This window comes from Pseudooceanicola sp. LIPI14-2-Ac024 (genome assembly GCF_042188925.1).
In the GTDB taxonomy this organism is placed as follows: Bacteria; Pseudomonadota; Alphaproteobacteria; order Rhodobacterales; family Rhodobacteraceae; genus Pseudooceanicola.
On the sequence record NZ_CP170102.1, the window covers coordinates 583,399 to 601,728 of the forward strand.

Genomic DNA, 18,330 nt, shown 5'->3' on the forward strand with positions numbered 1-18,330 from the left:
CCATGGCCCTGGAAGACGCCAAGACCAAGATCGACGATGCCTTCACGCGCGAGGACCTGAAGGGCCTGTCGTTCGAGAACGCCTTTGCCGGCGCAACCTCGTTCCTGCGGCGCAAGTACACCAAGGACCTGGCGGGCGTGGACCTTGCCGTCACCGGCGTGCCCTTCGACCAGGCGGTGACGCACCGCACCGGCACCCGCTTCGGCCCCCGCGCGATCCGCGAGGCATCGACCCTGCAGCCCTACGATCCGCCCTACGGCTGGGACTTCGACCCGCTGTCCGAGTTCGCGGTGATCGATTACGGCGATGTCGCCTTTGACTACGCCAAGGTCTGGGAAACCCCAGGCCTGATCGAGGCGCATATCGCCGGGATCCTCGCGGGCGGGGCAGGGACCGTGACGCTGGGCGGGGATCACTTCATCACCCTGCCGATCCTCAAGGCCTATGCCGAGAAGTTCGGCCCGCTGGCGCTGATCCAGTTCGACGCCCATTCCGACACCTGGCAGGACGACGATTTCGAACGCATCGACCACGGCACCTTCGTCTACAAGGCGATCAAACTGGGCCTGATCGACCCCGGCAAATCCGTGCAGGTCGGCATCCGCACCACCAACCCCGACAGCTGGGGCATGAACATCATCGACGCCCGGTCGGTGCATGAGAACGGCCCGCACGCCACCGCCGCCCGCATCCGCGAGATCGTCGGCGACCACCCGGCCTACCTGACCTTCGACATCGACGCGCTCGACCCGGCCTATGCGCCCGGCACCGGCACGCCGGTCTGGGGCGGGCTGTCGTCCGGCCAGGCGGCGATGCTCCTGCGCGACATCGCGGGGGTAAACCTGGTCGGCGGTGACGTGGTCGAGGTCTCTCCGCCCTTCGACACCACCGGGGCGACGGCCGTGGCCGGCGCGCATGTCGCGATGGAGATCATCTGCCTCTGGGCCTGGACCCGCCGCACCGGCGGATGAGCGGGTGCGGGCGGATGGGATGGATCCTCGGGTTTCTGGTTCTGCTCTTCGTGGCGGCGCAGGCCTGGGTCCGCCTCGCGCCCGCCGATCCCGGCCAGTGGCACGCGCTGCCCGAAATGGCGATGGACCGCGACATGGAGGGCGGGGCGGTCCGCGTGATCCCCGCCTATCCCGACACGCTGAGCCGGCTCGATGCCATTGCCCGCGCCACCCCGCGCACCACGGTCCTGGCCGGCAGCCCGGCCTCGGGAATGACGACCTACGTCACCCGATCGGCCTTCTGGGGATTTCCCGATTACACCACGGTGGGCCAGCGCGGCGACAGGGTGATCCTCTACGCGCGGCTGCGCTTCGGTCGCGGGGATTTCGGCGTGAACCGCGGGCGGCTGGAAAGCTGGCTGGCCGAGCTGGGCTGACCGCCGCGGTTACTCCTGCAGCACCACCGATTGCAGCGGCCCGGCCGGTTCGGGCGCAAGCTCGGACGAGAGGCATCCGGCCTGCACCTCGCGCCACATCGGCACGTTCAGGCTCATCTGGCACTGCGCCATGAACATGCGCCCGTCGACATGCAGGCAGATCGTCTCGCCCAGTTCCACCCGGCCACCGGTCGAGTCGGTGCAGTAGCACTCGATGACCTTCCCGCCGGGCCGCTTCACGTCGGCCATGGCGGGCGCGGCAAGACACAACAGGATCAGCACCGTGCGCATGGCCCACGATACCACGCGCGAGGGCCTTGACCAACTATCCGCTTTCGGGAACACAGCCGCATGATCTCCGAAGACCGCCTCCAGAAAATCCTCGACCGTTTCGGCTATATCGAGGCCCGCATGTCCGAGGGTTCGGGCGATATCGCGGCCCTCGGGCGTGAGTATGCCGAGCTTCGGCCCGTGGTCGAACAGATCCGCGGCTGGCAGCAGCTGCGCGACGATCTCTCCGAGGCCGAAGAGATGCTGGCCGACCCCGAGATGAAGGCCCTGGCCGAGGAAGAGCTGCCCGCGCTCCGCGATCGCCTGCCCGACGCGGAACATGCCCTGCAGCTCGCGCTCCTGCCCAAGGACGCCGCCGACGCCCGCCCTGCGATGATGGAAATCCGGCCCGGCACCGGCGGGGACGAGGCCGCGCTCTTCGCCGGCGACCTCCTGCGCATGTACCAGCGCTATGCCGAGGCGCGGGGCTGGAAGTTCGAGCTGGTCGAACACCAGGAGACCGAGTTGGGCGGCGTCAAGGAAGCCGTGGCCGCGATCCGGGGCGAGGGCGTCTTTGCCCGGCTCAAGTTCGAAAGCGGCGTGCACCGCGTCCAGCGCGTGCCCGAAACCGAAAGTGGCGGGCGCATCCACACCTCGGCCGCCACCGTCGCCGTGCTGCCCGAGGCCGAAGAGGTCGACATTGCCATCGACCCGAACGACATCCGCATCGACACGATGCGCGCCAGCGGCGCGGGCGGCCAGCACGTCAACACCACCGACAGCGCGGTACGGATCACGCACATCCCGACCGGGATCGTCGTCACCTCGTCCGAGAAGTCGCAGCACCAGAACCGCGCCATCGCGATGCAGGTGCTGCGCAACCGCCTGTTCGACATGGAACGCCAGCGCGCCGCCGATGCCCGCGCGGCGGACCGCAAGAGCCAGGTCGGCTCGGGCGACCGCTCGGAACGGATCCGCACCTACAATTTCCCGCAGGGCCGGATGACCGATCACCGGATCAACCTGACGCTCTACAAGCTCGACCAGGTGATGCAGGGCGACCTCGACGAGGTGATCGATGCCCTGATCGCCGACCACCAGGCCGCGCTGCTGGCCGAGGACGGCGCGTGAAGCCCGGCTTCCAGGTGATGACCGAGGCCGGCCAGCGCCTTGTCGCGGCCGGCGTGGAAGGCGGCGCCTCGGACGTCGTGCTCCTGATGACGAACGCCTTCGGCAGCGCCACTCCGCGGTACGAGCTCTTTGCAGTGCTGCGCGACCCGCTCCCTGCCGAGGTGGCCGACCGGTTCGAGGCCTTCGTCGCCGCGCGGATGCGGCGCCAGCCGGTCAGCCAGATCATCGGCGGGCAACATTTCTGGAAACACCGCTTCATCGTGACCCCGGACACGCTCGATCCGCGCCCCGAGACCGAGACGCTGGTGGCCGCCGCGCTGCACCGGCCGTTCCGGCGCCTGCTCGACCTCGGCACCGGGACCGGGGCGATCGCCGTTTCCCTGCTGGACGAACGGCCCGGCGCCACCGGCGTTGCCACCGACCTCTCCGAGGCGGCGCTGGCGGTGGCCGCGCGCAATGCCGACGCCATCGGCGTGGCCGACCGCCTCGACCTGCGCCGCGCCGACTGGTTCGACGGGATTTCCGGAACATTCGACCTGATCGTGTCGAACCCGCCCTACATTACCGCCGCGGAAATGGCCGATCTGTCGCCCGAGGTCCGCGATTGGGAACCGCACATGGCGCTGACGCCGGGCGGCGACGGGCTCGATGCCTATCGCGCCATTGCCGCCGGCGCACCCGCCCACCTGGCCCCCGGCGGCACCCTGATGGTCGAGATCGGAATGGCCCAGGGCCCCGATGTCGTCCGGATCTTTTCCGTTGCAGGGCTTGAAGATGTGACCATTCACCCCGACATGGATGGGAGGGACCGGGTTGTCAGCGCCCGCCGGGCGTGAAACCCCCTCCATTCGCGCCATTTGGGCGGCAAATCGGTTAAAATCCCGAATTACCCCTTGTCATTGGCGCCCCGAGATGCTTACTCGGTATTACGTCATCGCGGCGGACGCCCATTTCGGGATGTCCCGCATGACTCCAAGCCGGACAAAGTCGTCGACCTGACCACAAGGACGCGCATGAGGCGCATCGCGGGGCGCACGGCAACAGGAAACGCAGGCTGGAATACAGGACATATGAGATCTTCTAAGTCACGTTCGCGGAACAAGTCGAACCGCAACCGTTCGGTCGGCAACATCGTCAACCGGGTTTTCGACAGCTCGGGGCCCGAGGGCAAGGTGCGCGGCACCCCGCAGCAGATCATCGAGAAATACAACCAGCTGGCCCGCGACGCGCAGCTCGCCAACGACCGCGTGGCGACCGAGAACTTCCAGCAGCACGCGGAACACTACCTGCGCATGCTGGCCGAGGCGCAGCGCGATCAGGACCAGAAGCGCGAGCAGCAGGAACAGGAAAACCGCCAGCGCCAGGCCGATCGCGACCGCGAGCGCGCCCAGCGTCAGGAGCGTGAATCGAACGGCGGCGGCGATCAGCCCGACACCGCGTCGATGGACGACGACTCCGGCCGTGACGGTGGCAACGCGGGGGGCCGCAACGACGCCCTCGACGTGGTGGAGTCGCTGGACGAGGCCGAGGATACCGGCCTGGTCGAGACCCCCGAGAACAAGCAGCCCAAGCGTGCCAGCAAGCCGCGCAAGCCCCGCGCCAAGAAGGCGCCCGAGGGCGGCGACAGCCCGGCCCCCGACGAAGGCACCCAGACCGCGGCGGAGTGATCCGGCGCGACGGACGTGAAAAGGCCGCCCCCTCGGGCGGCCTTTTTCGTGGCGCTTGCACCTGTCAGCGGCCCAGCACCTCCAGCACCTCCAGCACCGCGCGCTGCGCGGCCTCGGTGGCGGGGCCGTCGAAACCGCTGTGCGGGCCGCGCTGCACGCAGGCGTCGTCATAGGTGAACGGCGCTCCGGTTTCGGCGTTCATCAGCGTGCCATCCCGCTCGAACCGGTGGCATGCGCGCGAGGTCAGCCAGTCGGGGTCGGTGTGCAGCGACGGGGCGGTCGGATCGTCGAACCCGTGGTGCACGCCCGGAAGCGCGGTCAGCGTGGCGTCTGCACCCGCTGCCGACAGCCGGGCGACGTAGTCGCGGCAGGGCCCGATCGGGGTCCAGTCGTCCGCCGCGCCGTGAAACACCCGGATCGGCACCTTGGCGACCTCCAGCTCGCGTTCCAGCGTGAAGTTGCAGCCGGGATAGAAGGGGAAGTACCCCGCGATCTGCCCGACCCGCGGGCCATGCGCCTCGCGGAACCGGTCGAGGCTGGCATAGAGCGCCGCGATCCCGCCCCGCGAGAACCCCATGAGGTAGATCCGTTCGGGATCGATCCCCGGTGTCGCCGCCAGCACCTCGACCGCGCGGTAGGCGTCGTAGATCGGCATGAACTGCGCCGCCGCCGACTGGTCGGCCGAAACGTTGGTGATGCCGCGCCCGCTGTAGCTGTCGAGCCGGAAGCTCGCGATGCCCCGCGTGGCCAGGAACTGGCTCCAGTTCCAGGCCGCGCCGCTGCGCGGGCCGTTGCTGCCGTGGACCAGGATCACCACCGGCCGCGGTGCGCCGGGCGTGAGGCCGGTGAGACGGCCGCCGATCTCGACCGGCGCGCCCGCCTCGGCGGTCCCGGCCAGGAAGGCCTCGTCGGTCATGGTGCGCGAGGGAACGCTCAGCACGCCGTCCGCGCGGGCCAGCCCCGGCGCGGCGATCCATGCACCTGCGATCAGACACCGAACCACTGCCCTGATGGACATGACACGCGCTCCGACGGACTCGGCGCCATCCTACACCCGCTGGGCCCGCGCGCAGAGCCTATTCTGAACCGCCACCCCGGTTCCGGCCCGACCCTCAGTCCAGCCGCAGCCGGGCCCGGCCGTAGATCGCCATGACGGTGAAGCCAACGGCCGACAGCGCATAGGGCAGGCGCAGCGCCATCTCGCGCCCCAGCGACGGTTCGGCGCGCGACACGATCCAGCCGCCGACGAGCGCTCCGACCGGGATCATGCCCCAGGCGAAGAAACGGTAGAGCGCGTTGACCCGTCCCAGCAGCGCATCCGGGATCAGCCGCTGCCGCCACGAGACGGTGACGATGTTCCACGCGATCCCGGCCAGCATCTCGACAAAGAGCGCGAGGCCCACCAGAAGCGTGTTCGACCCGAGCGCGATCATCAGCGCCGGCACCGGCATCAACGCCAGCGCCAGCCAGACCGCCCGCTGTCCGCCGATCCGCGCGATCTGCGCCGGGCCCCAGATACCGCCGATCACGCCACCCGCCGCGCCCGCGGTCAGCAGCAGGCCATAGCCGGTGGCGCCAAGCCCGAGGATCTCCTGCGCGAACAGCACCTGGATCGTCATCATTGCCGCCCCCATGGCGTTGATCAGCCCCAGCATGATCGCCACGCGCAGCAGCATCCGGTTGCCGCGCAGCCAGCGCCAGCCTTCGGCCATCTCGGTGATCCAGCCCTGCCGCAGGGGTGCGGCGCGCGGGGGCATTGCGATCATCCAGACCAGCCAGGCCGCCAGCCCGAAGGCGACGGTGTTCAAAAGGAACGGCCCCGGCACGGCGAGCGCGATCAGGAACCCCGCCAGCGGCGGGCCGACAAAGGCGCCCATCACCTGCTCGACGCTCCAGATCTGCCCGTTCGCGGTTTCCAGCTGCGCCTTGTCGACGATCGAGGGCAGCATGGTCTGCGCCGCGTTGTCGCGCACCACCTCGGCACAGCCCAGCATGAAGGCAATCGCCGCCAGCCCGAGGACGTATTTCGGCGTCTCCTCGGCCAGTGGCAGCTCAGGCGCGGCGGCGATCAGGGCGACGATGCCCATCGACAGCAGCATCCGCAGCAGGTCGGACTGCGCCATCAGGCGGCGGCGGTCGGCGCGGTCGGTCAGCACGCCCACGGGGATCGAGAACAGGAACCACGGCAGCCGCGTTGCAAAGGCCACCAGCGCGATCAGCGCCGGGTCGCGGGTGACAAGCGTGGCGAGCCAGGGCAGCGCCAGTACGGCGATGCCGTCGGCGAGGTTCGAGGCGGCACTGGCCGAGAAGAGCAGGCGATAGGCCGGGTTGGTGCGGATCAATGTCATGGCCGCAGCAGGCGCCCGCGCGGGGCCGGGGTCAATCGGTCATCGCATATGCCGCCCGGACGTGCAGCGCCTCTGTGGCCTCCGCGTCACCGACACGTATCCTTTCGGGCCAGGCGATCCGCTCCGGCCCCCAGGCCGACACGCCGTGAAACCCGGTCCAGCCGTCGGCCCCGTGCGCGCGCCAGAGGAGGCCGCCGGGCCCCATGCCGGCATGCAGCAGCACCTCGATGTCGAAGGCGTCCCGCCCGGCCAGTTTCGGCCCGAACCAGCGGTGCGGGCTGCGGCCCGGCTGCGGCTCCAGCACCGCGGTCAACTGGCCGTCCGGCCCGACGATCTCAAGCCGGACGGGGCTGGGCCCGCTGTCGGGCGCGGCCATCAGCAGCACTCGCCGCGGCGCATCACCCGGCGTTCCGCTCAGGCGGAGCAGCAGCCGGCGCGGCGCAGCGGGCCAGGCCCGCGCCTGCAGGCCGGGGCCAAGCGCCGCCGCCTCCGGCATCGCGCCCGGCGGCCAGCTCAGCGCCTCGCGCACGACGCCGCTGTCGTCCAGCACCCGGTAGCGCAGGCCACCCGCGTCAAGCGCCATCTGCACGCAATGCAGGTACTCCACCCCCTCGGGCATCCGGTGCGCCGTGCCCGCCCCGGCGCTGGTGATCTGGAGCACGCCGCGGTGACACTGCACGTCGAAGGCCAGGATATGGCTGCAGAGATATGCGGTCACCCCGTGCCGGACCAGCAGCTCCCAGAACGGCGCGACGTAGCCGTCCCCGATGCAGCGTTGGTAGCTGCCGACATAGCCGTTCACCGGCCAGGCCGGGTGATGCCCGACCACCAGCCGCCAATGGGCATCGGCATGCTCGGCCAGCACCCGGTCGAGCCAGTCGAGCTCGATGTGCCCTTCGCCGCCCAGCCCGGACCAGAGCGTGTTGACGAAGACCAGCGCCAGGTCCCCGCGCCGTACCACGTAGGACAGGCCCGCCTGGCCCGGCGGCCCGTTGCGCGGCAGGTGCGCCATCACCTCGGCAAAGACCGCCTCGCTGCCCGCGTCGAACACGGTGTGGTTTCCGGTGGCGTGGTAGAGCGGCACGCGCGCCCGGTCGAGCCAGCCCATCTCGACCTCGAACCAGTGCCGCCACTGGGCGCGGAGCGTGTCGGGATCGGGGGTGAGGCCGATGATCTCGTCGCCCGGAAAGACGATGAACTCCGGGTCCGGGTCCAGCCGCCGGACCACCGCGTTCACCCGGGCGAACAGCGCCTCGTGCGGGGCGCCCGGCACGCCCGAACAGGCGTCGCCGTAAAAGACGAAGTGATGCCCCGCACCCTGCGGAAGAAGGGCGGGGATCGACGTCACCCCGCGACCCGCAACCGCTGCCGACCCGTAGGGTGCGTGCTCGCACGCACCGCCACGACGCCCCGGAACCTCACCCCGCCGCCACGTTCCGCGCCAGGGCGCAGAACTGCTCCAGCGTCACGGTCTCGGCCCGGTCGGTCGGCTTGATCCCGGACGCTTCCAAGCGGTCCTGGATGTCGGGGGCCAGCCCCTTGAGCGCGGCGCGCAGCATCTTGCGCCGCTGGTTGAAGGCCATCGCCACGACGCGTTCCAGCACCTTGGGGTCGGCCGGGAACCGAGGTGCGGGCAGGGCGGTCAGGTGGACCACGGCCGACGACACCTTGGGCGGCGGCGTGAAGGCCTCGGGCGGCAGGTGCATGACGATCTGCGGCTCGGCCCGCCACTGCGCCAGCAGCGCCAGCCGGCCATAGGCCTTCGATCCCGGTTCGGCCACGATCCGTTCGGCCACTTCCTTCTGGAACATCAGCGTCAGGCTCTGCCAGAACGGCGGCCAGTCGTCGGGCGTCAGCCAGCGCACCAGCAGCTCGGTCCCGACATTGTATGGCAGGTTCGCCGCGACCCGGATCGGCGGTGCCAGGTGCACCAGCGGATCGACCTCGAGCGCGTCGCCGTTGATCACCTGCAGCCGTCCCGGATAGGCCGCCGCGATCTCGTCCAGCGCGGGCAGGCAGCGGGCGTCCTTCTCGATCGCCAGCACCCGGCGCGCGCCCTCGGCCAGCAACCCGCGCGTCAGACCGCCGGGGCCGGGCCCGATCTCGAGCACGTCGCACTCCGCCAGGTCGCCCGCCAGCCGGGCGATCTTGGCCGTCAGGTTCAGGTCCAGCAGGAAGTTCTGGCCAAGCGCCTTCTTGGCGCTCAGCCCGTGGGTCGCGATGACCTCGCGCAGGGGGAAGCGTGTCGATGCCCGCCATGCCGGGCCTCAGTAGATCACGATCCGGGTTTCGTTGCGCAGACGCTCCAGCAGGCCGGTGGCATAGTGGTCCAGCTCCTCGTTCTGCAGCTGGGTGCGGACCTGCGCGGCGTCGGCGTTCTTGGCCGCCTCGGTCACCCGGTCGCAGAGCATCAGGAAGGCCAGCGTCTGGCCGTTGCCGCGGGTCAGCGCGGTCGAGACCTCGTTCTTGTCGAGCTTCGCCAGTTCATAGGCGATGTCCTGCGGCACCTGGCCCACCGGCACCGTCTGGCGTTCCAGCACCTGCGGCGGCTGGCCCTTGGCGGTGGTGTAGAGGTCGTCGCACTGGTCGATCTCGGCCCGCAGCTCGGCCGCGCGCTGCAGCGCCTCGGGCGTGCGCCCGCCGGCGATGTGGTAGATGGCATAGTCGTACTCGGTCACCGCGCGGGCCGTGTACGGGCCCTCGTCGATGGCGCGCAGCTGGAAGATCGCCAGCGCGTTCGGAATCGCGATCGGAGCCGAAACCTCGCCCGGCTCCAGGTCCAGCAGCACCGCGCGCAGGTTCGGCGGCACCTCGGTGACCGGCAGCCAGTTCACCCGGCCGCCCGCCTGCGCCGACGGCGCGGCCGAGAACCGGCGCGCCGCGTCCGAAAAACCGTCAAGCCCCTGGATCTGCGAGATCTGTTCGGCCAGCGCCTGCGCCTCGCCCTCCTGGCCGGGGCGCAGGGGGATGAAGATCTCGGAAATCAGCAGGCGCACGGATTCGGGGTTCGGCGCGGTGGTCAGCGCCATCGCCACGTCCTGGTCGGTGATGTTCACGAACCGGCCGAAACGGCCGCGCACCACCTGCCGCCAGGCCAGGCCCGAGCGGACGAAATCGTCGAACGTCTGTTCCGCGACCCCGGCCTGGCCAAGGGCCGCGACGAAGTCCTCGGTGCTCAGGTTGGCGCGCTGCGCGAATTCGAGCTTGCCCGCCGCCAGCGCCTCGTCGTCGATGGTGATCCCGAGCCGCGCGGCTTCCTTGAGCTTGAGCCGATCCTCGATCAGCTGGTCGCGGGCCTCCTCCTCGGGGATGCCGGGCGCGTTCAGCAGCCGCAGCATCAGCGCGCGCTGCTCCATCTCGTAGTTCGTCACCACGCTGTCGCCGACCTTGATGGCCGGATCGAACAGGTTCTGCGCCGAAACCGGCGCTGCGGCGGCAAGGCTGAGGGCGAGGGCGGCAAGGACCGCGCCGAGGCGCGAGGTCTTCTGGCGTTGGATCGTCATGCGGGCTCGATACGTCATTTGCAGGTCCGGGTGAAGCTCTGGCCATCGGCGTTGGCGGAAAACCCGCGCAGGCCGACGGTGAAACTGAACTCGGTTGATGGCTGGACAATAGTGGACGAGGTGAAACGACGCGAGGCCGAAAAATCCATCTCCACGCATTCGTTGATGTAGGTGAAGCCGATGCCGGCCTCGGCGGTCGAGCGGGTGGCGGCGTCAAAGCGCCAGTCGGCGCTGGCCAGCCAGTTCTCGTTCAGCCGCACGGTCCCGTCGACCGTCCATTCCGAGATCGTCTTGGCGCGGTTCTCCTCGGGATCGTCGTCCAGCCACAGGTAGCTCGCGCCAAGCGCGACCCGGGGATTGATCCAGGCCACGCGCGCCTCGGCCTTGGTCAGGTCGGACCAGTCGCGGATGATGCTGCGCGCGGTGATGCCGAAGTTGTTGGGCCCCATCACCTGCGCCGCCAGGAGCAGGTCCGAAGACCGCCCCGACAGGCCCGAGGAGATGTGGAAATCGTCGTCCGTCACGTCGCGCAACACCTGGCCCGCGGTCAGCCGGGTCTGCCAGCCGCTGGTGGTGAACATGGTCCAGTTCATCCCGACCGCGCCGCGCCAGCCGCGTTCGCGCCGGTCGGGCGAGGGGAAGCGCGACAGCGACAGCAGGTTGCCCTCGTCGAACTCGACGCGGGTGCTTTCGTCGTTCGCCACCAGCAGGTCGTCACCGCCGGTCCAGGCGATCTGCGCCACCGGCTCGAGGATGTGGACCGTGCCCCCGGCGGCGATCTTCTTGAGCGGCCAGCGCAGGGTCAGCCCTGTGCGCGGGGCCCAGCCGCTGGCGCCCGAGGGCAGGCTCGCGTCCTGTCCGGTCCAGAACCGGTCAAAGGCAGCGCCCGCCTCGAACTCGGCCAGCACGCCGGCGGGCAGGGTCCAGCTGCGCAGGTAGGCGGCATCGACGGTCAGGCGCACCACGTCGCGCCCGTCGACGATGTCATCGTCGTCCGCGCCGTCGGTGTCGCTGTCGGAATAGCGGTAGTGGCTGTGCAGGTCGGCGCCGATCCGGAACTCTCCGCCGACGCGCTGCGGAAAGAACCGCCGCTCATAGCTCAGGTCGCTGATCAGCGAGGGGATGTTGGCGTCGTCCTCGTCCTCGCGCAGCGTGTGGTAATTGGTCAGCGCGCCGCGGATGAACTCGTCCCGCCGGGTCCGCGTGATCGAGATCTCGCTCGAAAGCCGGTCCTTGTCGGAATAGTCGTACTCGGTCGGGTAGGCGTCGTCGCTGGTCGCCTCGATGCCGAACGCCAGCCGGAAGTCGCGCGGCAGCTCGAACGACCCGGTGCCCTCGATGTAGCCGCGCCATTCGTCGGGCAAAAGCGTGTCGCGGCTGATCGCGCCCTCGAACTCGATCTTGCCGTTCCGGAACGCCTGGCGATAGCGCAGCTCCAGCGTGCGGGTCTCGGCGGTGATGAAGGGCGTGATCGTCAGGTCGCGGCTGTCGCCGAGGGTCAGGAAATAGGGCACCCGCACCCCGGTGCCCAGCCGGGAATCGCGGCTGAAGGACGGGATGAGAAAGCCGCTCGCCCGCTCCACCGTCGGATCCGGCAGCCGCAGGCGCGGCAGCCAGAAGATCGGCACACCCAGCACCTCGAACCGGGCGTTGTCGAAATAGAGCTGGCGCTCGACTTCGTCGTGGATCACCCGTTCGGCCCGGATCTGCCACAGCGGCGGACGGCCGTCGTTGCAGATGTGGCAGGACGACACCGTCGCCTTGTAGAGCTGGTTGAACCGCCCGTTCCGCCGGTCCAGCTGGTAGGCCGCCAGCTGCACCTGCTGGTCCAGCATCATCCGCGCGCCCTGGGCGATGCCGTTGCGCAGGTCGTCGTCCAGCTCGGCCGCATCGGCAAGGATCACCGCGCTGCCGCCGACCTGGGTCAGGGTGATCGGCCCGGTGATCACCAGCCGCCCGGTCGCGCGGTCATAGATCACCTTGTCGGCCTGCAGCCGGACATCGCCGCGCAGCGCCTCGACCCGGCCCTCGGCGACGACGCGGTCGCGCCCGTCCAGGTAGACCTTGTCGGCCACCAGCATCGCCGTGCCGTCGACGCCCTGCGCCTGCAGCGCCGCGGGCAGCACCAGCGCCAGCAGGAGGGCCAGGATCCGCAGCCGGGTCATCAGCCGTCCTCCATCTGCAAGACCAGCCCGATGGCCAGCATCAGCGCCGCGATCGGGGGCGCCCATGCGGCCACCATGATCGGCAATTGTCCATTGTCGCCAAGGATCTGCGCAAAGTTCTTGACGTAGTACAACGAGAAACCCATCAGCAGCGAACTCAGCACCGCGATCCCGGTCTTGCCGAACCGCGCGTGCCGCATCGTGAACGCGGCCGAGATCAGCACCATCGCGGCCAGGAAGATCGGCTTGGCCAGCTCGGTCTGGATCCAGACCATGTAGCGCCGCGCCGAAAAGCCCGCGTCGGTCAGCTCCCGCGTGTAGGCCGGCAGGTTCCAGATCGAGATCGCGGCCGGTTCGCCAAAGCTCTCGCGGATGTTGTCCACCGTTAGGTTCGACGGCACCAGCACCTCGTCGCGGGTGACCGAGGCCGCTTCGGGGTTGGACCCGGCATCGAGCGGCCAGTGCTTGACGTTCGACAACAGCCAGCCGCCCTCCTGCAACGTCGCGCTGTCGGCCTCGGTCCGGCCGGTCATGCCGCCCTCGGGCGCAAAGCCGTAAAAGGTCACATCGTAGAACTCGGTGCCCTCGGCATTGGCGCGGTCGGCATGGATCACGGTCTGTCCCTCTTCGCCCGCCTGCCGCAGCCAGAGCCCTTCGGTGCTGAACGAAAGGGCCGAGTCGCTCCCGGCGAGATAGATCTCGGAAAGCGCCGAATAGCGTTTCAGCGTGACCGCCACCACCGGGTTCAGCAGCGCCAGCGCGAAAACCCCGATCCCGAAGGCCACGGCCACCGGCGACATCAGCGTCACCAGCGCCGCGCGCCCCGCGGCCCGTGTCACCACCAGCTCGGACGACTTCGCCAGCGCCACGAACATCGCGACCGTTGCCAGCACCGTCACCAGCGGGATCATCTCATAGATCGTTTCGGGCACGTGCAGCAGCGACAGGCTCAGCTTCTGCCAGAAACTCGCCTCGGTCCCCGACAGGCGGCGGACCTGTTCGACCAGGTCGAACAGCAGGATCATCAGCGAAAAGACCAGCAGCAGCCCGAGGAAGGATTTCAGGAACCGGCGGGCAAAGTAGAAATGCAGGATCATGCCGGGGCCATCCCCGGATCCGCGGTGTCGCCGCCGTTGATCCGCCGCGTCCGCCCGGCCCACCACAGCAGCGCCATCGCCATGCCGATGCCCACCACGACCGGCAGGTAGATGAGCGGCCAGAGCGCGGCGTTGTCCCGCACGATCCCGGCGGTCACGTTGTTCAGGAACTCGACCACCACCAGCATCACCACCGCCAGCACGATCTGCCGCCAGGCGCCGAACCGGCTGTAGCCGCCCGCGACCATGGCGCCGAACCCGATCAGCGCGGCCGCCAGCGCCACGCCGGCGTCACGGAACCGCCCGTGCGCCTCTTCCAGCACCGTGCCGCGGCTTTCGCCGGTGGCGGCCATCACCGCCTCCGTATCGAACAGCAGCTCGCGCGTCGGCAGGTACTCGGCCGACTGCTCGGGCGCGCCGACATCGCCGATCATCTGCGTCAGGTCGTACGAGAAGTCCTCGAACCGGGTCACCGTCAGCCGCATCGTCTCTTCGTTCAGCGACTGGATCATCCCGTCCAGCATGATCAGCGTCGGGCGCGGCGTGTCCTCGTCCTCCTCGGCCGCGTTCAGCAGGTAGGCGCGGCGGGCGGTGTAATCCTCGGTCCGCGTCGGGTTGCGGCGGTCCGACAAGAAGATGTCGTTCAGCGTGCCGTTCGGGTCGATCTGCCGGATGTAGAAGGTCACGCCGTCCGTCGGATGCAGGAAGGTCCCGTCGCTCAGCAGCCGGGCCGACACGTCCTGTGTCAGTTCCTGCTGGCGGTTCGACAGCTCCTGCCGCGACAGCGGCAGCAGCACATGCGCGATGATGGACGCCGCGAGCGCCACGAAGATGCCGAAGTACAGCACCCCGCGCGCCAGCCGCCAGTGCGAGATGCCGGTCGCCCGCAGCACCACCAGCTCGCTGTCGCTCGACAGGCGGTTGGTGACGTAGACCACGGCGGCAAAGCCCGCGATCGGCAGGATCATCCCGATCACGCGGGGCAGGGACAGCAGGGTGATCTGGAACACGATTCCCATGCTCTGCCCGTCGCCGATCAGCCTGTCGAACAGGCGCACGGCCGAGTTGATCCAGAAGATCGACACCAGAACCAGCGCGAAGAAGCCGAACAGCAAGAGGAACTGCGACAGCAGGTATCTGTCGAAGCGTGCCACGTGCCTGATCTCTCCCCGCTCGTCCGGCAACGGCCGGTTCTTCTGTCTGGCGCCGAAACTATCCGAAAGGCGGGGCGGGGAAAACTCCTATCTGGTCAATAACCGGGCAGGGCGATAGCCTGCCCCGCAACCCCAGACCCAGGACAGGAGCCTGCCGTGACCGAACCGGTTTCCATCACCTTCCACGCCACCGACATCGACGCCATCGCCGAGGCCAAGGGCTGCGTCGCCATCCTAGTCGACGACGAGGGCAAGCTCGACCAGGCTGGGCGGCGGGTGAACCGGCTGACGCGGGGCGCGCTGGAACGGCTGGTGGGCTCGGACGGATTCGGCAAGAAGAAGCCGGGCGAGGCGTCGGTGCTCGACTGGCCGGTCGGCATGGCGGCGGAAAAGGTCGCCGTCGTGTCCCTGCCGAAAAAGGCCACCGTGGACGAGGCGCGCAAGGCCGGGGCCGCGATCGCCAGGGCGCTTGGCGGCGACGGGGCGCTGGTGCTGGCCGGCGGCCACAGGCACGCGGCCGAGGTGGCGCTCGGGATCGCGCTGCGCGCCTACGAGTTCGACGCGCAGAAGACCAAGAAGGCCGACCCCAAGGGCGAGGTCCGCGTGATGGTCAAGGACGCCGAGGCGACCGCCGAGGCCGCGAAACCCCTGCTGGCCGCGGCCGAGGGCGTGTTCTTCACCCGCGACCTCGTCAGCGAACCGGCCAACGTGCTGACCACCGACGAATTCGCCCGGCGCCTGACCGACATGGAACGCCTCGGCCTCAAGGTCGAGGTGCTGGAAGAGGCCGACCTCGAAAAGCTCGGCATGAACGCGCTGCTGGCCGTCGGCATGGCCTCGGTCATGCCGTCCAAGGTCGTCGTGATGCAGTGGAACGGCGGCGGCGACGAACAGCCGCTGGCGCTGGTCGGCAAGGGCGTCGTGTTTGACACCGGCGGCATCTCCCTCAAGCCCGCGGCGGGCATGGAGGAGATGACGATGGACATGGGCGGCGCGGGCGTCGTGGCGGGCGTCATGCGCACGCTCGCCCTGCGCAAGGCCAAGGCCAATGTCGTGGGCCTCGTCGGCCTGGTCGAGAACACGGTCGCCGGCAACGCCCAGCGTCCCGGCGACGTGGTGAAGTCGATGAAGGGCGACACGATCGAGGTCATCAATACGGATGCGGAGGGGCGGCTCGTCCTGTCGGACGTGCTCTGGTACGCGCAGGACCGCTTCAAGCCCGTGGGCATGATCGACCTCGCCACGCTCACCGGCGCGATGATCATCGCGCTCGGGCACGAAACCGCCGGCGTCTTCTCGAACGACGACACGCTCTGCGGCCAGCTCCTCGATGCCGCCCGGGCCGAGGGCGAGGGCGCATGGCGCCTGCCCATGGGCCAGGTCTACGACGACCAGCTGAAATCGCGCATCGCCGACATGAAGAACGTGGGCGGCCGCCCGGCCGGGTCGATCACCGCGGCGCAATTCCTCAAGCGCTTCGTCAAGGACGAAACCCCCTGGTGCCACATCGACATCGCGGGCGTCGCGCTGAAATCCTCGGACAGCCCGCTGTCGCCCAAAGGCGCCACCGGCTGGGGGGTGCTGACACTCGACCGGCTGGTCAAGGACGGCTACGAGGGCTGATCGCGTGGGCGCCGCCTACTTCTACCACCTGACGCAGCAGCCGCTCGAGGCGGCTCTGCCGAAACTGCTCGAGGCGTCGCTCTCGCGCGGGTGGCGCGTCGCGGTGCGCGGCCGCAATCCGCGTTACCTCGACTGGCTCGACCAGAAGCTCTGGCTGGGCGGGGACGAGGCGTTTCTGCCGCATGGCCAGGCGGGCGGCGAACACGACGCCCTGCAACCCGTCCTGCTGACCACCGATCCGACCTCGGCCAACGGCGCCACCTGCGTGATGAGCGTGGAGGGGGCCGAGGTCACGGTGGACGAGGTCAACACCCTCGACCGGGTCTGCGTCCTCTTCGACGGCGGCGACGAGGCGGCGCTGGCCCGCGCCCGGCAGCAGTGGTCGGACCTCACCAAGGCCGGCTGCGGCGCGCAGTACTGGTCGGACGAGAGTGGCCGGTGGGAAAAGAAGTCCGAGCGCTGACGCCTGCGATCACGCGACGGCGTTAACCATCTCTCAATCCACCGTCCGAAAAATACCGACGTGATACCGACGCAATACCGACGTGATACCGACGTCGGAAATCGGGGTCACTGCGCCGCGGCGCCGACCGCCGGCACCGCCTTGAGGTAGGCCGCGATCGCCGCCCGGTCCTCGTCGCTCAGCATCGCCATGTTGGCCACGACATCCGCCATCTCGCCGCCCGCGACGTCGAAGTCCGGCGTGAAACCGCTGCGCAGGTACTCGGCGATATCGCCTTCGGACCAGTCCAGCCCACCCGGCGTGATGTTGGGAATGCTGCCCTGGCCCGACGGGTTCGGCGCGCCGCCCAGCCAGCGGGATTTGTCCAGCCCGCCGAACATGTTGCGCGGCGTATGACATTCTCCGCAATGGCCCAGCGCCTCGACGATGTAGCGCCCGCGTTCGACCACAGGGTCCGACACGTCTTCGAGCACCCAGTCGCCGTCGAGGAACAGCCATTTCCAGCCGCCCAGCTCGCGTCGGATGTTGAACGGAAATCCCACGTCATGCGGCACGCTCGGCACCTGTGAGGTCGGCAGCGTCATCAGGAAAGAATGAAGGTCCGCAATATCTTGCGCCTCGGCTCTGATGTAAGTGGTGAAGGGAAAGGCGGGATAGTAATGATGCCCGCCCGGGCTCACCCCGGCCTGCATCGCATTGCCCAGGTCCGCCACGCTCCAGCCGCCGATCCCGGCCTCCGGATCGGGCGAGATGTTGGGCGCGTGGAAGGTGCCGAAGTCGCTCGCCAGCGGCACGCCGCCGGACAGCACCAGCCGGTCCTCGCCCTCGGCCCCGGGGGCCGCGTGGCACGAGGCGCAGCCGCCCGCCCAGAACACCCATTCGCCATGTGCGGGATCGCCGGTCAGCCCGGCATAGCTGTCTTCCAGCGGGGTGACCGGGCGGGTCACCCACCAGAAGACGACGGCCCCGACGACGGCAAGAAGCGCGATCACCTTGAGGAAGGTTCTCATGGTCCAGACCTCCCGGGGCCGTTCCGTGCGTTAAGAATCAGTTATTCGAGGCGCGGTAGGACTTGTGGCAGGCGCCGCAGGCCTGACCCACCGGGCCCATACCTGTCCGGATTGCATCCACTCCGTCGCCTGCGGTCGCCGCCAAAGCCGCGGCGGCTTCGGTCAGAGCGTCCGACTTGGCGCCGACGTCCGATCCGGCCTCCCAGATCGCCGGCAGTGCGGCAGTGCCCTCGATGCTGGCATTGTCGGTGCCTTCCGGCCAGAGCAGCATCTGGTTCGTCGCGGACAGCGCCGCGAGGTTGTCGGCCGCGATCTTGGCGGTTTCGGCGTTGTACTCCATGTCGCCCTTCGCCATCGCGCCAAGAACGCCAAGGTTCAGCGCGTAGTTGTTCATCAGGCCCTGCCGGGCCTTCACGGCCGGGTTCGGGGCACTCTGGCCAATGGCCGCGCTGCCGATGCCGAGGGTTGCGAGGGCCGCGGTGGCCAGGACGAGTTTCCGCATTTCAGTCTCC

Annotated in this window: 17 protein-coding genes and 1 pseudogene; 7 read left to right on the forward strand and 11 right to left on the reverse strand. The window is 69.2% G+C overall.

What is annotated here, in order from left to right; genetic code table 11:
• The first annotated feature begins 2 nt into the window (after positions 1–2).
• Together speB and ACE2AC_RS02865 are read left to right on the forward strand one after the other, a co-directional pair.
• Complete coding sequence (gene speB / locus ACE2AC_RS02860) at positions 3–971, forward strand: agmatinase (RefSeq protein WP_375690623.1); 969 nt, start codon at positions 3–5, stop codon at positions 969–971.
• A 14-nt stretch (positions 972–985) separates the two neighbouring features.
• A complete protein-coding gene (locus ACE2AC_RS02865; RefSeq protein ID WP_375690624.1) occupies positions 986–1,387 on the forward strand; it encodes a DUF1499 domain-containing protein in 402 nt (133 codons plus the stop codon).
• Positions 1,388–1,396: 9 nt separating this feature from the next.
• On the opposite strand, the gene ACE2AC_RS02870 is transcribed toward ACE2AC_RS02865, so the two are convergent.
• A complete protein-coding gene (locus tag ACE2AC_RS02870; protein ID WP_375690625.1) occupies positions 1,397–1,678 on the reverse strand; it encodes a hypothetical protein in 282 nt (93 codons plus the stop codon).
• A 60-nt stretch (positions 1,679–1,738) separates the two neighbouring features.
• On the opposite strand from ACE2AC_RS02870, the gene prfA reads away from it, so the two are divergent.
• The 3 genes from prfA (at position 1,739) to ACE2AC_RS02885 (ending at position 4,455) form a co-directional block, all read left to right on the forward strand.
• Positions 1,739–2,788: a peptide chain release factor 1 gene (gene prfA / locus ACE2AC_RS02875; RefSeq protein ID WP_375690626.1), complete on the forward strand. Its 1,050-nt coding sequence runs from the start codon at positions 1,739–1,741 to the stop codon at positions 2,786–2,788.
• A 17-nt stretch (positions 2,789–2,805) separates the two neighbouring features.
• The gene (gene prmC, locus ACE2AC_RS02880; protein WP_375692061.1) at positions 2,806–3,624 is read left to right on the forward strand and encodes a peptide chain release factor N(5)-glutamine methyltransferase; all 819 of its coding nucleotides are present in this window, start codon (positions 2,806–2,808) and stop codon (positions 3,622–3,624) included.
• 234 nt (positions 3,625–3,858) lie between these two features.
• Complete coding sequence (locus ACE2AC_RS02885) at positions 3,859–4,455, forward strand: DUF4167 domain-containing protein (protein ID WP_375690627.1); 597 nt, start codon at positions 3,859–3,861, stop codon at positions 4,453–4,455.
• A 64-nt stretch (positions 4,456–4,519) separates the two neighbouring features.
• Here ACE2AC_RS02885 and ACE2AC_RS02890 read toward each other — a convergent pair whose 3' ends face one another.
• From ACE2AC_RS02890 to lptF, 8 genes and pseudogenes are all read right to left on the reverse strand, one after another.
• On the reverse strand, positions 4,520–5,473 hold the full coding sequence (locus tag ACE2AC_RS02890) for a dienelactone hydrolase family protein (RefSeq protein ID WP_375690628.1): 954 nt from the start codon (positions 5,471–5,473) through the stop codon (positions 4,520–4,522).
• A gap of 94 nt (positions 5,474–5,567) precedes the next feature.
• Positions 5,568–6,803, reverse strand: coding sequence for an MFS transporter (locus ACE2AC_RS02895; protein ID WP_375690629.1), 1,236 nt, complete (start codon positions 6,801–6,803; stop codon positions 5,568–5,570).
• Between the two features lie 31 nt (positions 6,804–6,834).
• A complete protein-coding gene (locus tag ACE2AC_RS02900; protein ID WP_375690630.1) occupies positions 6,835–8,151 on the reverse strand; it encodes a metallophosphoesterase family protein in 1,317 nt (438 codons plus the stop codon).
• A gap of 70 nt (positions 8,152–8,221) precedes the next feature.
• A pseudogene (gene rsmA, locus ACE2AC_RS02905) lies at positions 8,222–9,062 on the reverse strand (16S rRNA (adenine(1518)-N(6)/adenine(1519)-N(6))-dimethyltransferase RsmA).
• An 8-nt stretch (positions 9,063–9,070) separates the two neighbouring features.
• Entirely contained in the window at positions 9,071–10,306 is a 1,236-nt protein-coding gene (locus ACE2AC_RS02910) for a peptidylprolyl isomerase (protein WP_375690631.1), read from the reverse strand.
• Positions 10,307–10,320: 14 nt separating this feature from the next.
• Complete coding sequence (locus ACE2AC_RS02915; RefSeq protein ID WP_375690632.1) at positions 10,321–12,471, reverse strand: LPS-assembly protein LptD; 2,151 nt, start codon at positions 12,469–12,471, stop codon at positions 10,321–10,323.
• Positions 12,471–13,568, reverse strand: a complete 1,098-nt coding sequence (gene lptG, locus ACE2AC_RS02920) for an LPS export ABC transporter permease LptG (RefSeq protein WP_375690633.1) — start codon at positions 13,566–13,568, stop codon at positions 12,471–12,473. Before lptG ends, ACE2AC_RS02915 begins: the two co-directional genes overlap by 1 nt.
• Positions 13,565–14,722, reverse strand: a complete 1,158-nt coding sequence (gene lptF, locus ACE2AC_RS02925) for an LPS export ABC transporter permease LptF (protein ID WP_375690634.1) — start codon at positions 14,720–14,722, stop codon at positions 13,565–13,567. The genes lptG and lptF overlap by 4 nt, the downstream gene beginning before the upstream one ends.
• Positions 14,723–14,878: 156 nt before the next feature.
• Here lptF and ACE2AC_RS02930 point away from each other — a divergent pair, with 156 nt between their 5' ends.
• Entirely contained in the window at positions 14,879–16,345 is a 1,467-nt protein-coding gene (locus tag ACE2AC_RS02930) for a leucyl aminopeptidase (RefSeq protein ID WP_375690635.1), read from the forward strand.
• A 4-nt stretch (positions 16,346–16,349) separates the two neighbouring features.
• Positions 16,350–16,808 carry a DNA polymerase III subunit chi gene (locus ACE2AC_RS02935; RefSeq protein WP_375690636.1) on the forward strand — a complete coding sequence of 153 codons (459 nt, stop codon included), beginning with the start codon at positions 16,350–16,352 and terminating at the stop codon, positions 16,806–16,808.
• Positions 16,809–16,915: 107 nt separating this feature from the next.
• On the opposite strand, the gene ACE2AC_RS02940 is transcribed toward ACE2AC_RS02935, so the two are convergent.
• Positions 16,916–17,818 (reverse strand): c-type cytochrome, encoded by a 903-nt coding sequence (locus ACE2AC_RS02940; protein ID WP_375690637.1) that lies wholly within the window; start codon positions 17,816–17,818, stop codon positions 16,916–16,918.
• Between the two features lie 37 nt (positions 17,819–17,855).
• A complete protein-coding gene (locus ACE2AC_RS02945; protein ID WP_375690638.1) occupies positions 17,856–18,320 on the reverse strand; it encodes a c-type cytochrome in 465 nt (154 codons plus the stop codon).
• Positions 18,321–18,330: the final 10 nt, after the last annotated feature.

Bases quoted from the DNA above. Each gene is read 5' to 3' on its own strand.
- ACE2AC_RS02940 (WP_375690637.1), bottom strand. From the start codon at position 17,818: ATGAGAACCTTCCTCAAGGTGATCGCGCTTCTTGCCGTCGTCGGGGCC.
- ACE2AC_RS02915 (WP_375690632.1), bottom strand. From the start codon at position 12,471: ATGACCCGGCTGCGGATCCTGGCCCTCCTGCTGGCGCTGGTGCTGCCC.
- prfA (WP_375690626.1), top strand. From the start codon at position 1,739: ATGATCTCCGAAGACCGCCTCCAGAAAATCCTCGACCGTTTCGGCTAT.
- ACE2AC_RS02870 (WP_375690625.1), bottom strand. From the start codon at position 1,678: ATGCGCACGGTGCTGATCCTGTTGTGTCTTGCCGCGCCCGCCATGGCC.
- ACE2AC_RS02865 (WP_375690624.1), top strand. From the start codon at position 986: ATGGGATGGATCCTCGGGTTTCTGGTTCTGCTCTTCGTGGCGGCGCAG.
- ACE2AC_RS02910 (WP_375690631.1), bottom strand. From the start codon at position 10,306: ATGACGATCCAACGCCAGAAGACCTCGCGCCTCGGCGCGGTCCTTGCC.
- ACE2AC_RS02890 (WP_375690628.1), bottom strand. From the start codon at position 5,473: ATGTCCATCAGGGCAGTGGTTCGGTGTCTGATCGCAGGTGCATGGATC.
- speB (WP_375690623.1), top strand. From the start codon at position 3: ATGGCCCTGGAAGACGCCAAGACCAAGATCGACGATGCCTTCACGCGC.
- ACE2AC_RS02885 (WP_375690627.1), top strand. From the start codon at position 3,859: ATGAGATCTTCTAAGTCACGTTCGCGGAACAAGTCGAACCGCAACCGT.
- lptG (WP_375690633.1), bottom strand. From the start codon at position 13,568: ATGATCCTGCATTTCTACTTTGCCCGCCGGTTCCTGAAATCCTTCCTC.
- ACE2AC_RS02945 (WP_375690638.1), bottom strand. From the start codon at position 18,320: ATGCGGAAACTCGTCCTGGCCACCGCGGCCCTCGCAACCCTCGGCATC.
- ACE2AC_RS02895 (WP_375690629.1), bottom strand. From the start codon at position 6,803: ATGACATTGATCCGCACCAACCCGGCCTATCGCCTGCTCTTCTCGGCC.
- prmC (WP_375692061.1), top strand. From the start codon at position 2,806: ATGACCGAGGCCGGCCAGCGCCTTGTCGCGGCCGGCGTGGAAGGCGGC.